General features: G+C 60.8%; 9 protein-coding genes. 8 read left to right on the forward strand and 1 reads right to left on the reverse strand.

Translation table 11 applies throughout. The features are described from left to right. Positions 1-54 precede the first annotated feature (54 nt). Positions 55-3,783 carry a phosphoribosylformylglycinamidine synthase gene (locus H8696_RS01265; protein ID WP_249314439.1) on the forward strand — a complete coding sequence of 1,243 codons (3,729 nt, stop codon included), beginning with the start codon at positions 55-57 and terminating at the stop codon, positions 3,781-3,783. Between the two features lie 359 nt (positions 3,784-4,142). Continuing rightward, the gene (locus H8696_RS01270; protein WP_249314441.1) at positions 4,143-6,290 is read left to right on the forward strand and encodes an InlB B-repeat-containing protein; all 2,148 of its coding nucleotides are present in this window, start codon (positions 4,143-4,145) and stop codon (positions 6,288-6,290) included. Between the two features lie 95 nt (positions 6,291-6,385). Here the strand turns inward: H8696_RS01270 and H8696_RS01275 are convergent, their stop codons facing one another. Then, positions 6,386-7,057 (reverse strand): manganese catalase family protein, encoded by a 672-nt coding sequence (locus H8696_RS01275; RefSeq protein WP_249314444.1) that lies wholly within the window; start codon positions 7,055-7,057, stop codon positions 6,386-6,388. A gap of 464 nt (positions 7,058-7,521) precedes the next feature. Between H8696_RS01275 and trpB the strand changes: the two genes are divergently transcribed. From trpB to H8696_RS01305, 6 genes are all read left to right on the forward strand, one after another. Continuing rightward, complete coding sequence (gene trpB / locus H8696_RS01280) at positions 7,522-8,706, forward strand: tryptophan synthase subunit beta (protein WP_249314446.1); 1,185 nt, start codon at positions 7,522-7,524, stop codon at positions 8,704-8,706. Further along, entirely contained in the window at positions 8,699-9,457 is a 759-nt protein-coding gene (trpA, locus tag H8696_RS01285) for a tryptophan synthase subunit alpha (protein ID WP_249314448.1), read from the forward strand. The genes trpB and trpA overlap by 8 nt, the downstream gene beginning before the upstream one ends. A gap of 100 nt (positions 9,458-9,557) precedes the next feature. Next, positions 9,558-9,899 (forward strand): Hpt domain-containing protein, encoded by a 342-nt coding sequence (locus H8696_RS01290; RefSeq protein WP_249314450.1) that lies wholly within the window; start codon positions 9,558-9,560, stop codon positions 9,897-9,899. Between the two features lie 9 nt (positions 9,900-9,908). Next, positions 9,909-11,060: an HD domain-containing phosphohydrolase gene (locus H8696_RS01295; RefSeq protein WP_249314453.1), complete on the forward strand. Its 1,152-nt coding sequence runs from the start codon at positions 9,909-9,911 to the stop codon at positions 11,058-11,060. Next, positions 11,057-13,984 carry a diguanylate cyclase domain-containing protein gene (locus H8696_RS01300; protein ID WP_249314455.1) on the forward strand — a complete coding sequence of 976 codons (2,928 nt, stop codon included), beginning with the start codon at positions 11,057-11,059 and terminating at the stop codon, positions 13,982-13,984. The genes H8696_RS01295 and H8696_RS01300 overlap by 4 nt, the downstream gene beginning before the upstream one ends. A gap of 61 nt (positions 13,985-14,045) precedes the next feature. Then, positions 14,046-14,771 carry a hypothetical protein gene (locus H8696_RS01305; protein ID WP_249314457.1) on the forward strand — a complete coding sequence of 242 codons (726 nt, stop codon included), beginning with the start codon at positions 14,046-14,048 and terminating at the stop codon, positions 14,769-14,771. The last annotated feature ends 18 nt before the right edge of the window (positions 14,772-14,789 follow it).

Raw genomic sequence — 14,789 nt, forward strand, 5'->3', positions numbered from 1 at the left:
CCGAACAATCCGGTACAATAGAGGTGAAATACGCCGGAAAGGATGTTGTGGGGAATGAATCAGCGGGTACGTCGGGTTTACGTGGAGAAAAAGAGGGAACACGCCCAGCAGGCCGAGGAGATGCGCTACGACCTCAAGCACAATCTGCTCATCCGGGGCCTCACGGGCGTTCGCATCATCAACCGCTACGACGTTTCGGGCATCGACGACGAGACCTATGAGCGGGCCAAGGCGGGCATCTTCGCCGAGCCCCAGGTGGACGTGTGCTGGGACGAGGAATTCACGGCGCCGGAGGGCAGCCGGGTTTTCGTCACCGCCCTTTTGCCCGGCCAGTACGACCAGCGGGCCGATTCGGCGGCCCAGTGCATTCAGATCCTCACCGCCGGGGACAAGCCCGCCGTGCGCTACGCCAAGGTGATCGTGCTGATGGGCGAACTCACCGACGCTGAATTCGCGGCGGCCAAGGCCTACACCATCAACCCCGTGGAGGCGGAGGAGGCGGGCATGGACAAGCCGGAAAGCCTCGCGATGGAGACGGTGCGGCCGGCGGACGTGAAGACCGTCGAGGGATTCACGGACCTCGATGAAGCGGGCCTCATGGCGCTTCTCGAAAAAATGGGCTTTGCCATGGACCTGGCGGACCTCAAGTTCTGCCAGGACTATTTTAAGGAAGAGAAGCGGGACCCCACCGTCACCGAGATGCGCATGATCGACACCTATTGGTCCGACCACTGCCGTCACACCACCTTTTTGACCGAGCTCACCGACGTTGATTTGCAGGAGCCGGCGGCGAAGGCGGCCTACGACGAGTATCTGGCGGCCCGGGAGCGGGTGTACGGAAAGCGGGAGAAGCCCATCTGCCTGATGGACATGGCGGTGCTGGCGGCCAAGGATATGAAGAAGCGGGGGCTCCTCGCCAATCTCGACGAATCGGAGGAGATCAACGCCTGTTCCATCGTGGTGCCGGTGGAGGCGAACGGGAAGACCGAGGACTATCTGGTCATGTTCAAGAACGAGACCCACAACCATCCCACGGAGATCGAGCCCTTCGGCGGCGCGGCCACCTGCCTGGGCGGCGCGATCCGCGATCCCCTGTCCGGCCGGTCCTACGTGTACCAGGCCATGCGCATCACCGGCAGCGGCGACCCCAGAACGAAGGTGAAGGACACCCTTCACGGCAAGCTGCCCCAGCGCAAGATCACCCGGGGCGCGGCCCAGGGCTACAGCAGCTACGGCAACCAGATCGGCCTTGCCACCGGCATCGTGAGCGAGGTGTATCATCCCGGGTACGTGGCCAAGCGCATGGAGCTGGGCGCGGTGATCGCGGCGGCACCAAAGAAGAACGTGGTGCGGGAGCGCCCGGCACCGGGGGACGTGATCGTGCTCCTCGGCGGACGGACGGGCCGGGACGGCTGCGGCGGCGCCACCGGCTCCTCCAAGGCCCACACCGAGAAATCCCTTGCCACCTGCGGCGCGGAGGTGCAAAAGGGCAACCCGCCGGAGGAGCGCAAGCTCCAGCGGCTCTTTAGAAATCCGAAAGTCACCCGCATGATCAAGCGGTGCAACGACTTCGGCGCCGGCGGCGTGTCGGTGGCCATCGGCGAACTGGCCGACGGCCTTCGCATCGACCTCGACCGGGTGCCGAAGAAATATGAGGGCCTGGACGGCACCGAGCTTGCCATCTCCGAATCCCAGGAGCGCATGGCGGTGGTGATCCGCCCTGAGGATATGGACGAATTTATCGCCGAGGCGGCGAGGGAGAACCTGGAGGCCACCCATGTGGCCACCGTCACCGAGGAGCCAAGACTGGTGATGACCTGGCGGGGCCAGACGGTGTGCGACATCACCCGGGCATTCTTGAACACCAACGGCGCCATGAAGCGTGCCGTGGCCCACGTGCCGGAAGCGGACAAGGCGGACCTTCTGGACAGCCTGGACCTTCCGGAGGGGGATATCAAGGCGAAGTGGTTGGCCGCCCTTTCCGATCTCAATGTGTGCAGCCAAAAGGGCCTCACGGAACGCTTCGACGGCAGCATCGGCGCGGGGTCCGTGCTCATGCCCTTCGGCGGGCGCTACCAGCTCACCCCGGCCCAGGCGCTGGCCGGCAAGATCCCCGTCCTCGAGGGGGAGACGGACGACGCCACCCTCATGGCCTACGGCTACGATCCCATGCTCTCCGCAAAGAGCCCCTTCCACGGCGCGGTGTACGCCGTGGTGGAGGGCGTGGCCAAGGTGGTGGCCGCCGGCGGCCATCTTCGCGACTGCTACCTCACCATGCAGGAATTCTTCGAGCGGCCGGGTGTGAAGCCCGAACGCTGGGGAAAGCCCCTGGGCGCGCTCCTTGGCGCCTTCTGGGCCCAGCAGCGCTGGAGCATCGCCGCCATCGGCGGCAAGGACAGCATGTCCGGCAGCTTCAACGATCTGGACGTGCCCCCCACCCTGGTCTCCATCGCGGTGGCCCCCACGAAAGCCTCCCGCGTCATCTCCCCCGAATTCAAGAAGGCGGGGAACAAAGTTTACATAACACAAATAACCGTGGACGAAAACGGTCTGCCGGACATGTCGGCCCTCGAAGAGACCTATGAGGCCGTGGCGAAGGCCATCGCTTCGGGCAAGGTGGTCTCCGCCTATGCGGTGGGCATGGGCGGCCTGGCGGAGGCGGTCAGCAAGATGGGCTTTGGCAACAAGCTCGGCTTCACCTTTGCCGGTGCGCCGGAGCTTTTCACCGCCGAACACGGCCGGCTGGTGCTGGAGGCGGAGGGCGAGCTCCCCTTCGAGCTGCTGGGCGAGGTGATGGAAGCACCGGTGATCCGGGGCGCGGGCTTTGAGATCGGCCTTGAGGAGGCCCTTTCGGCCTGGACGGGCACGCTGGAGGCGGTGTTCCCCACCCGCTCCCAGGGCGGGAACGGGGTGGAGAAGGCCAAGGGGGCGGCCGACGCCACCAGCCCGAAGCGGTGCACCCTGGCCCGCATTCAGCCCATTGGGCGGCCCCGGGTGCTCATCCCTGTTTTCCCAGGCACCAACTGCGAATACGACACCGCCCGGGCCTTCGAGCGGGCGGGTGCGGAGGCGGACGTGCTCATCATAAGGAACCTCACCCAGCAGGCCATTGCCGAGTCGTTGGACCAGCTGGTGGAGGCCATTCAAAGGTCCCAGATCGTCATGCTGCCCGGCGGCTTCAGCGGCGGCGACGAGCCGGAGGGTTCGGCCAAGTTCATCGTGGCCGCCTTCAGGAATCCCCGGGTGAAGGACGCGGTGCATGAACTGCTGAAAAACCGTGACGGCCTGATGTTGGGCATATGTAACGGCTTTCAAGCTTTGGTCAAATTGGGGCTGGTCCCCTATGGCGAGATCCGGGATCCCCGGGAGGACAGCCCCACCCTCACCTACAACGCCATCGGCCGGCATGTCTCCCAGATGGTCTACACGAAGATCGTCTCGAAGGCCTCCCCGTGGCTTGCCGAGACGGAGGTGGGCGATGTGAACGCCATTGCCGTCTCCCACGGCGAGGGCCGGTTCGTGGCCACAAAGGAGGATATCCGCTGGATGATCGAAAACGGTCAGGTGGCCACCCAGTACGTGGACGGCGAGGGCAGGCCCGCCGCCGAAGAGCCCTGGAATCCCAACGGCAGCGCCTGCGCCATCGAGGGCATCATGAGCCCCGACGGCCGGGTGCTGGGCAAGATGGGCCACTCGGAACGCTGCGGCCGGAACATCTTCAAGAATATCGTGGGCGAGAAGGATCAGGGCCTGTTCCGCTCGGGCGTGAACTACTACCGCTGATCCCCGGCCATTCCATGAGCCCCCGCTTCGGCGGGGGCTTTTTTAGAATTTTAGCAAGTAAAAAAACACATTAAATATACAAATAGATTTCCATATATCTTCACATCCCTTTTAAAAAAAGTTAAAATTATGTTGGCATAATAATTGTTATGCGAAAAGCAATACGAAAGCGAGGCATAGACATGGGAGGGAAAAGAAAACTTTGGGTAGCCCTGATTGCGCTATTGGTGGCGATGGCTATCCCAGTGAATGTTATGGCAGCAAGCCATGATGTTTATAACAATGAGGATTTTATCAATGCCTGGACTACTGATTCCGATGATGCAATCACATTGGTGTTGAAGGGTGATATCACGCTGTTGCAGGAGCTGACGGGTCAGGCGGGAAAGACCTACATTGTGGAAGGTCAGACCTTTGTTTTGAAAGATGTGGTTATTTTAGGCGGCGGCGTCACGGAGATCCGCGGCAGCGTGGGCAATGACGCCAACGATACGGCCCTGGTGGCGGGCGGTGATGTGAAGGTAACCGTTGCAGGGGACGTGGATAGCACTTCGTACGGCGTGGATACCCATGATAATGCTGAAGTAATCGTGAAAGGCGATGTCTCCGCCGAAAATGGCGATGGTGTTTATACGGAGGGGAACAGCAAGGTCACGGTGGAAGGAAATGTAGCTTCCGAAAATGGTGATGGCGTCAACACATTTGATAACAGCCATGTGGTGGTGGACGGCAATGTAACCGCAGAACACCAAGGTGTCAATGCTGACGATGACAGTGTGGTGACTGTGGGCGGCAATGTGACCAGCAAGGAAGATAATGGTATTCAAGCGGATGGACAGGCCCAGGTGACAGTGGATGGCAATGTAACTGGCGGCAGTGCACCGTATCCCAGCGCTGACCCTAATTCCAAGGAGGGTTATGCGGCTATTGATGCCAACGATAACAGCAGTGTGACGGTAGGTGGCGATGCGACCGGCGGTGATGCATATGGGGATGAAACCTCTGCCGGTAATGGCGTGGACGCCGATGATGATGCCAAGGTGATGGTGGAAGGCAATGTGACCGGCGGCAGCGGCAAGCTTCCTGAGGATAAGCTTAACGAAGTGGGTGCCTATAGTGACAGTGGTGTTGGTGTGAATGCCGATGATAATGCTGAAGTGACGGTAGGCGGCAATGTGGCCGCTGGAAACGCTGAAGGCCTTTATGCCTACGGTGGAGAGGGCGTATACGCGGAGAGCAATAGTAAAGTGACAGTGGGCGGCGATGTGACCGGTGGTAACGTGACTGCGGATCCCAATGGCGACCCCGAAGATGACATTGGTTATGCAGGCGATGGTGTTAGAATGGAGAGCACCGCTCAGGTGAATGTGGGTGGCAATGTAAATGGCGGTAATTCAAATAACAAATATCTTGCAGCGGGCAATGGCGTTGCCGTTGTGCTCATGCAGCCGACGGATATCGACGATCCCCAAGCTGAGCCCCTGGAGCGGGGTTCTGTAAAAGTGGAGGGCGTAGTGGAAGGGGGCAGCGCGCCTGAGGGCGGCGCTTCCGGCGCCAGTCTGTTCTATTTAGCATATTATTTGGATGGCATGGAATACATGCCCGGACAAGGACTGGAAGAATTGCGGAAACAGTTTGCGATAGATCCTGAAATGGATCGTCAAAATCAAGTGGATGTGGTACGTGAGATCATCGGTACAAATTGGGATTTAGCCGGCATGTTGGCAAGTATAAACTATGGAATGAATGACAGCGATGAGGAGGCCGAAGCTGCAATGGCCAAGGCTTTGTCTACATATTTGCAGAATCTAATCGATCGATTAGGAATTTCTGTTGACATCCCTGATAATGCAACGATGAGCGATCTAAATGATGTGTCCAACGATATAGAAGCCGCACTCATGGTTTTGACGGGAACGGACCTTGACGAGGCCGTTACTGAAGGCATAGCTTGTGTCAATGAGGTGAATTTGGAATCAGCTATCAGTGATGCTCAGAATTTAGTTAATGCGCTGACGGCAGACCCGGAGAAAACGCTAGCGCCGGACGTGACGGTGTGGCAGCTCTCCTCCGAGAACGGCGGCATGGTGAACAGCAGCTTTGGCGCCAAAGCCGTTGAAATGCTTTTTAAAAATGTGAACTACATCGTGCGGGTGGAAGCGCCGGCAAACGGCACCCTTTCCGCGAACGCGGGCACGGCGAAGGCCGGGGAGACGGTGATCGTTACGCCTGCGGCGAACGAGGGCTACCGCGTGAAGAACATTTACGTGAGCGGTACGGCGATCAGCGCCGTGAACGGCGTGTACAGTTTCGTGATGCCGGAAGGCGGCGGCGTAAGCCTGAGTGCTGAATTTGAGAAGATCTCTGAGGAACCGGCGTCCTCACAGGAGTCCGGCAATCCCAAGACCGGCCATGATTCGGCGGCGCCCTTCCTGTGGGCGGCGCTGGCGGCCGTTCTGGCAGCGGGCGGCGTTCTCGCGGCAAAGGGCAGAAGAACCGAACGCTAAAGACTTTGCGGAAGCGGCCGATGGGCCGCTTCTTTTTTGCCGCAAAACGAAAAACCATCCCACCCCGGGATGGTTTTTCAGCTTCCGCCAAAGCGTCAGCTGGGAGGATTGAAGCTGGGGGCGTGGGCATGGCCGGGATCGAAGGACTGGCCGCCGGGATGGGAAAGATCAAAGTAGATCCTGGAATCCACCGTGGCGCCGTAATCCTTCTGCGAGCCCGTATCCTGGATGCGGTTGAAGGCCTCCCGGAACATGGCGTTGTGGGCCTCCTCCCGGTTGAGCAGAAAATCGATGGTCTCCCGAACGCCCTTGTCGCTGATCTGACGGTACAGGTATTCGTACACCACTTTCGCCCGCTGCTCCGCCGCGATATCCGAGAGGATATCCGCGGCCAGATCACCGGTTTCGTTTACATAAGCCGCCGTCCACAGATAGCCCGAGGCGTTTGCCAGCATGGGGGTGAGACCGGTGAGCACGTGGGCCTCCACGCTGCCCACCGTGGCGTTCGCCGCGTCCAGCACGTGGCCGTTTAAAAGGTTCACCGTCTCGGCCACCATCTCAAAGTGGCTCATCTCTTCCGCCGCTACGTCCAAAAACAGGTCCTTGATTTCCGGGTCCTTGATGCGAAGGCTTTGGCTGAGGTACTGCAGGGCCGCCTTGAGTTCGCCCTGGGGTCCGCCCAGCTGCTCCTGCAGCAGGGCCGCATAGTTGGGGTTGGGTCCGTCCACCTTCACGTCGTGAAGCAGTTTTTTGTCGTGTTTGAACATGTTCATTCCTCCTTCCCGCCTATTTTGCTTCATCTTTTCTTGGGCCATACAGGAGAAATTTTTTCTTGACAAGGGAGCCGCGCTGGTTTAAAATAATGTCAATTCAAAACGTTAAACCGTTGAGCAAGAGGAGTAGCCTCGGCCGGGCATACGTAGAGAGCCGCTGATGGTGGGAATGCGGCAGTGCAGGCGGCGGTGAATGGACTTGCGAGGGCAGGCTGAACCCCGGACGGGGAAGGGATTTGGATCCCATCCGCCGCGGAAAGTATGCCGGGCCGGGAACCCCACCCGTTACAAAAGGGGCGCATATGATGGTATGCGGAAGGAGCGGACCGAAAGGTCAATTTGGGTGGTACCGCAGAAGCTGTTTTTGAAAGCTTTTGTCCCTTCAAAGGGGCAAAGGCTTTTTTTGATGCCGAAAAGCCGTCTTGGCCCCGTGAAAAATGCTGAAGGAGTGAATCACGATGTCCAAAGGAAGATACGGTGTGCACGGCGGCCAGTTCGTTCCCGAGATCCTGATGAACGCGGTGCTGGAGCTGGAGGACGCCTACGAGCGCTATAAGGATGACCCCGAATTCGTGGCGGAGCTGGAGGCGCTGAACCGGAACTACACCGGCCGGCCCTCCCTGCTCTACTATGCAAAGAAGATGACGGGGGACCTGGGCGGCGCGAAGATCTACATCAAACGGGAGGATCTCAACCACACCGGCGCCCATAAGATCAACAACGTGCTGGGCCAGGCGCTGCTGGCGAAACGCATGGGCAAGACGCGGCTCATCGCCGAGACCGGCGCCGGCCAGCACGGGGTGGCCACGGCCACGGCGGCGGCCCTTTTCGGGATGGAGTGCGAGATCTACATGGGCCAGGAGGACACGAAGCGCCAGGCTATGAACGTCTACCGCATGGAGCTTTTAGGGGCCAAGGTCCATCCGGTGGTGAGCGGCACGAAAACCCTGAAGGACGCGGTGAACGAGACCATGCGGGAGTGGACCCGCCGCATCGCCGACACCCACTATGTGCTGGGTTCAGCGGTGGGACCCCATCCCTTCCCCATGATCGTGCGGGATTTCCAGAGCATCATCAGCAAGGAGATAAAAGCCCAGATTCTGGCGGCGGAGGGGCGGCTGCCGGACGCCGTCGTCGCCTGCGTGGGCGGCGGCTCCAACGCCATTGGAGCCTTCCACCACTTCGTGGACGACCCCTCGGTCCGGCTCATCGGGTGCGAGGCCGCGGGCCGAGGCATCCACACCGGCCGGCACGCCGCCACCATGACCTGCGGCGCCGAGGGCATCTTCCACGGCATGAAGTCCTACTTCTGTCAGGATGAATACGGCCAGATCGCGCCGGTCTACTCCATCTCCGCCGGACTGGATTACCCCGGCGTGGGCCCGGAGCACGCGGCGCTGAAGGATATGGGTCGGGCGGAATACGTGCCCGTCACCGACGACGAGGCGGTGGACGCCTTCGAATACCTCTCCCGCACCGAAGGCATCATTCCCGCCATCGAGAGCAGCCATGCGGTGGCCCACGCCAGAAAGCTGGCGCCCACTCTTCGCAGGGACCAGATCATGGTTATCAATCTTTCGGGCCGTGGCGACAAGGACGTGGCCGCCATCGCCCACTATCGGGGGGTCGATATTCATGAGTAAGATTCAGAAGGCCTTTAAGAAGGGGCGGGCGCTGATGCCCTTCATCGTCGCCGGGGACCCGGATCTTGAAACCACCGAAAGGCTGATTGCGGCCATGGCCGAGGGGGGCGCGGACCTCATCGTCGTGGCCGTCCCCTTCTCCGATCCGGTGGCCGAGGGGCCGGAAGCGGCGGGGGCCCACCTCCGCGCTCTCGCCGGAGGCGTCGATACCGACGGCGTCTTTGATATGCTGGAGCGGGTGCGGCGGGTTTCGGCGGCGCCCGTCGTCCTTTGGACCTATGCCAACCCGGTGTTCGTCTACGGGGTGGAGACCTTCATGGCCCGGGCGGAGGCCGCTGGGGTGGACGGCGTCATTCTCCCCGACGTGCCCTACGAGGAACGGGAGGAGATTGCGCCCCTTTGCGAAAAGCACGGTATCGATCTGGTGCCCCTCATCGCGCCCGCGCCGAAGGAGCGCATCCAGAAGCTGGCCCGCTCCGGGAGGGGATTGCTGTGCTGTCTGCCCGCCGTGGACGCCGCCGGACCGCGCCCGGGTATCCTCTCGGAGCCGGGAGCGATGATCACGGCGGCGAGGGCGGCCTCGTCCCTCCCCTGCGTCCTCTTCTTTGACGGCCCCGGCGCGCCGTCGGACTGCCCCGCCGAGGGGGTGATTTTGGCGGCTGCCGCCCGGATCGTGGCCGAAAAGGGACGAAATGCTGTCCAATTCGCCGTAGAATATCTCAAAATGATGAACAAAGCCTTCCTTTCTTGACAAAGGCCGGTCCGCCGCCGTAAAATACAATAAGAATAGTAAATTTTCACGTATTCCCGTCCCATGTGGCGGGATTCGTTTTATCCGGGGAGGTTTTTGGATGGAGCTTTTGGATGCGCTGCGCCGGGAGGGCGCGGACGTGGACGGGGCGCTCACGCGGTTCATGGGCGATGAGGCGCTGTACGAAAAATTTCTGCGCAAGCTGCCCGGCGACGAGAACTATGCCGAGCTCGTCTCCGCCATCCGCCGGAAGGACGCTGAGGCCATCTTCCGCCATGCTCACACGCTGAAGGGTCTGTACGGCACGCTGGGGCTCACGAAGCTGTTTGAAACGGTTTCGGCCCTCACCGAACGGAGCCGCCATGGCGAGACGGAGGGCTGCGACGAGATTTTGAAGCAGCTGGTGCGGGATTACGAAAAGTTTGAAGAACTGCTCGGCTAAGGGGGCTCTATGGAAAGAAAAAACACCATCCTCATCGTGGACGATGGGGAGCTCAACCGGGTCATCCTGAAGAAGATGTTTGAGGGAAACTACGCGGTGCTGGAGGCGTCCAACGGCCGGGAGGCCATGGAGAAGATGGAGCAGATCCACGATTATCTGGCCGTGGTTCTGCTGGACATCGTCATGCCGGAAATGGACGGACTCGCGGTGCTGGCCGCCATGGGCGAGCGGGGTCTTTTAAAGAAGGTGCCCGTCATCCTCATCACCGCCGAGGAATCCCCGGAGGTGGAGAAGCGAAGCTACGACCTCGGGGCGGCGGACATGATTAAAAAGCCCTTCGACCCCTATATCGTGCGCCGCCGGGTGGAGAACATGATCGAGCTGTACCGGCACAAGAATTTTCTTGAGCAGATGGTGGAGCGCCAGACCCGGGCTCTGCGGGGCCAGACGGAGCGGCTGGAGGAGCAGACCCGTATGCTTCGCCGCCAGACCGAGCGGCTGGAGCGATTCAATGAAATGGTCATTGACACCCTGAGCACGGTGGTGGAATACCGAAACCTGGAATCGGGCCAGCACATCCGCCGAATCCGCCGGTTCACCGGCGCCCTTTTGAACAAGCTGGCCAGCTACCACGGGGAGGAATACGGTCTCGCTCCCGAGATTATCACTACCATTACCAGCGCCTCCGCCATGCACGATATTGGCAAGATCGCCATTCCCGATTCGGTTTTGTGCAAGCCCGGCCGGCTCACCACGGAGGAGTTTGAGATCATGAAGGGGCACACCGTCAAGGGCTGCGAGATCCTGGACACCCTCTCCGGCATGGAGGATCAGGTGTACCTGCACTGCGCGAAGAACATCTGCCGCTATCACCACGAGCGGTGGGACGGCGGCGGCTACCCCGACGGCCTCAAGGGCGAGGCCATCCCCATCTCCGCCCAGGTGGTGGCCATCGCCGACGTGTACGACGCTTTGACCACCCACCGGGTCTACAAGCCCGCCTTCCCCCATGAGAGGGCGGTGGAGATGATTTTGGGCGGGGAATGCGGCGCCTTTTCGCCGAGAATTCTTCGCTGCTTCAAGGAAGTTCTGCCCGAGTTCCAGAATTTTGCCCGGACCTATGCCGACGAACGGAACCGTGAAGGAAGTGAGGCGCATTGAAATTTAGAAGGATGGTGCTGATCACCCTCATCCTCTTTGCCATCGTGCCTTCCCTTCTGGTGGCGGGTCTGTGTGCGCTGAATTTTTCCCAGCGGTCCATGGACCTGGTGGAGCAGAACATCGAGACCACCGCCGAGGTGCAGGCCCACAACATCGAGAACTTTCTCACCCAGCGCCAGATCAACATCGAGGTGACGGGCCGGCTCCGGATGCTCCAGGAGTACCTCATGGACAGCAATCGGGGCGAGTGGAACAGTGAGGACGACACCTATCAGGCTCTGGTGAACGATGTGTTGACGACCCGGGTGGAGATCCAGCCCTATCTGATGCGCTTCTCGCTGGTCAATCGAAACAATGTGATCATTGCCTGCAACGAGAAGGACCGGGTGGGCATGGAAAGCCTTATTCCGGCGGAGTCTCTCGCGGCCATCCAGCGGGGCGAGCCGGTGGTTACCGATCTGCTCTCCACCCCTGATTATAAGGACGGTATGCCTCATTTTGTCATCTGCCGGCCCGTGCTCATCGACGGGGAATTCGAGGGCTATCTGCTCTACGTGATGAACATGCTCTTTTTCGAGGACATGGTCACGAGCACCGATTTTTTTGAGACCGGCCGGCTGACCATTGTGGACGGTGGCGGCGACGTGATGGCCACCAGCAGCGCCTACTATGAGGAGATGGACAACATCTTCGAGGACGAGGGACCCTTGGGCGACGAGATCCGGGCCATCGACCTGAACACCGAATCCCAGGGCATGGTGGAATACAGCCTGGACGGCGAGGCGCGTATGGGTTACTACGCAAGGGTGCCCGGAACCAGCTGGATGGTGATCGGCGTGGTGGACCGAGCGGAATTCGTGACGCCCATCGGGCGCACCATCTGGACGGTGGTGGGCCTGGTCGCGCTGGTGGTACTGCTGTCGGTGATCGTCTACCGCCTGGTGGCCCGCTATTTCTCCCGGCCTTTGAGCCTGCTGCTGGAGGCCATCCGCCGCCTGCAGGGCGGCGACATGGACAGCCGTGTCGCCTACGACAAGAATGACGAATTCGGCGAGATCGGCCGGGCCTTCAACGAGCTCATCGATAAGATCAAGGCGGACCGCCGGGAGCTTCTCATCAAGGAGGAACGCTACCGGGTGATCGTCGAGCAGTCCGAAGGCATCATCTTCGAATACAACATCGAGGAGGGCACTTTCTTCCGGGAGCCCGGCTTTGAGAAGAAATTTGGTTACAAGCTGGACCTGTCCCAGCTGGCCGATGGCGGGGGGAGCATGATCCATCCCGATGACTGCGAGGCCTTTCGGGCGTTTTTGAAGGAGGTAAAAAAGAAGGAGGGCCATGGGATCACCCTGCGCATCCGCAAGGCCGACGGCAGCTACATCTGGTGCGACGTCTGGGTGACCACCATCTTTGACGACGGGGGAAAGCCGGTCAAGGCCGTGGGCCGCATCCTTGACATCGATGAGCGCAAGCGCGTGACCGACGAGCTGGTGGCGCGGGCCCAGCGTGATTCCATGACGGACCTGTACAACAAGGCCACCGCCGAGACGTTCATCAAGGACGTGCTGGATCACAGCGGCGAGCGGGACGTTCACGCCCTTTTCGCCATCGACGTGGATAACTTCAAGTTTGTCAACGACACCTACGGCCACCTTTACGGCGACGCCGTCCTGAAGGAGGTGGGCGGCGGCATTGGCTCCATCTTCCGGGGCACCGACGTGGTGGGCCGCATCGGCGGGGACGAGTTCGTGGTGTTCATGAAGAACGTGAAGTCCGAGGCCATGGTCGAGGAGAAGGCGAAGGCGCTGGCGCAAATCTTTCACCGCATCTCCGCCGGCACCAGCGATTTTTCCGTGACCGGCAGCGTGGGCGTATCGGTGTATCCAAGGGACGGCCGGGACTTCAAGGCGCTCTTTAAGGCCGCCGACCGCGCCCTCTACGCCGCCAAGAACCATGGCAAGGACCGCTATGAGATCTTTTCCGAGGCTACCGCCGACCATTACGTGATCCAGATGGAGGCGCGGCCGGACGGCGAGCGGTCCATGACCGACGGCAGCGTGACCGAGTACATCTTCCAGGTCCTCTACGAGTCGAAGGACATCGACAAGGCGGTGCCCATCATCTTGGATATCGTGGGCCGCACCTTCAACGTGAGCCGGGCCTATGTGTTCGAGAACAGCGACGACGACAGCTGCTGCAACAACACCTTTGAATGGTGCAACGAGGGCATTCAGCCTCAAAAGGACCAGCTGCAGATGGTGCCCTACAGCGAGCTTGACGATTACCCCGCCAACTTCAACGAGGACAACATCTTTTACTGCAGCGACGTCAAGGAGCTTCCGCCCAAGGTGTACCATATCCTGGCGCCCCAGGGCATCCACTCCATGCTCCAGTGCGCCATCCTGGACGACGGCCGCTTCAAGGGCTACGTGGGTTTTGACGAGTGCAGCGAGAACCGCCTTTGGACCAAGGATGAGGTGGAAACCCTCAGCTTTATCGCCAAAATCCTCAGCACCTTCCTCATCAAGACCCGCATCAGCCGGCGGCTGGAACGGTCCTATGCGATGACCCGGTCGGTGCTGGACACCCAGGATATGTGGACCTACGTGGTGGACCGGGCCACCTACGAGCTGCATTTTATCAACCGCAAGACCCACGAGCTGACGCCGGAAGCCAAGCTGGGCGAGCGGTGCTACGAGGCCTTCTTCGGCCGGAAGGAGCCCTGCGAACGCTGTCCCATCCGCGCTCTGGGGGCAAAGCGGGAACGGTGCACCCTGGAGATCTACAACCCCGTGTTCAAGGTATGGACCCGGGCCACCGGCTCCCTGCTCTCCTGGCAGGGCAAGGAGAACATGGCGCTGCTGTGCTGCACCGATATCAGCGAGTACAGGCAGGAACCGGGAAAGCCGTCCCCCGGCGCGTGAGGGCCCCCATGCAACCTTTGGCCGGTTCCCGCCGTCTAGAGGGTAAAAGGGGGAATACGAGATGAAAAAATGGATGCTGCTGCCCGCGCTGGCCATCGGGCTGGGACTTTTAACCGCCTGCGGCGGGGAAACGGGAGGCACGCCCTCCGCACCCGCGGCCACGGCGAAGCCCAGTGCGGCGGGCCCCAGTACTCCTATGGCCGTGCCGGAGGCCACCGCTGAAGCCACGCCGGAGGCCAAGGACTCCCCGGCGCCGGACCAGGATGGGGCCAAAACGCCGCCCAAATCCAGCAGCACCAAGCCGGAGAAGGAATGGATTCCCGAGGATCAGCGGGCCACCCTGTACGTGGTGCTGGGGGACAGTGTGCAGAAGTATGACGCGGTATGCGACCGCAACGCCTCGGTGAATGATCAGACGATGACGCTGATCCATGCGCTGGGAAAAGCGCTGGGCATGGAGTTTGAGGTGCTGGACATCACAAACGGCAAGGGCGGCATGACCATCAATTTCAGCAAGGATTCCTTTCCCGTCAACCCCGATGGGTATTTGGAGCTCAGCGACGACGACCGGGTGGTGCATTTCTTCGATTACGAGACCTCGGCCTTCTCGGCCATGGACAGCATCAAAATGACCCTGCAGGAGCATTTTGGCGGCAATATGCCCGTCTACTTTACCTGCGAGGGCGGGGATATCTTCTTGAAGAATCTGGGCATGAACGGCGAGGGCATCACGGTGCCCGGCACCGAGCCCTACACCAAGGCGTCCGACTTTATCGAGGGCTGGTGACGCACCGGCCGGCGACCG

The organism is Gehongia tenuis, from assembly GCF_014384795.1.
Lineage (GTDB): Bacteria > Bacillota > Clostridia > Christensenellales > NSJ-53 > Gehongia > Gehongia tenuis.

Bases quoted from the DNA above. Each gene is read 5' to 3' on its own strand.
- H8696_RS01265 (WP_249314439.1), top strand. From the start codon at position 55: ATGAATCAGCGGGTACGTCGGGTTTACGTGGAGAAAAAGAGGGAACAC.
- H8696_RS01275 (WP_249314444.1), bottom strand. From the start codon at position 7,057: ATGTTCAAACACGACAAAAAACTGCTTCACGACGTGAAGGTGGACGGA.
- trpB (WP_249314446.1), top strand. From the start codon at position 7,522: ATGTCCAAAGGAAGATACGGTGTGCACGGCGGCCAGTTCGTTCCCGAG.
- trpA (WP_249314448.1), top strand. From the start codon at position 8,699: ATGAGTAAGATTCAGAAGGCCTTTAAGAAGGGGCGGGCGCTGATGCCC.
- H8696_RS01290 (WP_249314450.1), top strand. From the start codon at position 9,558: ATGGAGCTTTTGGATGCGCTGCGCCGGGAGGGCGCGGACGTGGACGGG.
- H8696_RS01295 (WP_249314453.1), top strand. From the start codon at position 9,909: ATGGAAAGAAAAAACACCATCCTCATCGTGGACGATGGGGAGCTCAAC.
- H8696_RS01305 (WP_249314457.1), top strand. From the start codon at position 14,046: ATGAAAAAATGGATGCTGCTGCCCGCGCTGGCCATCGGGCTGGGACTT.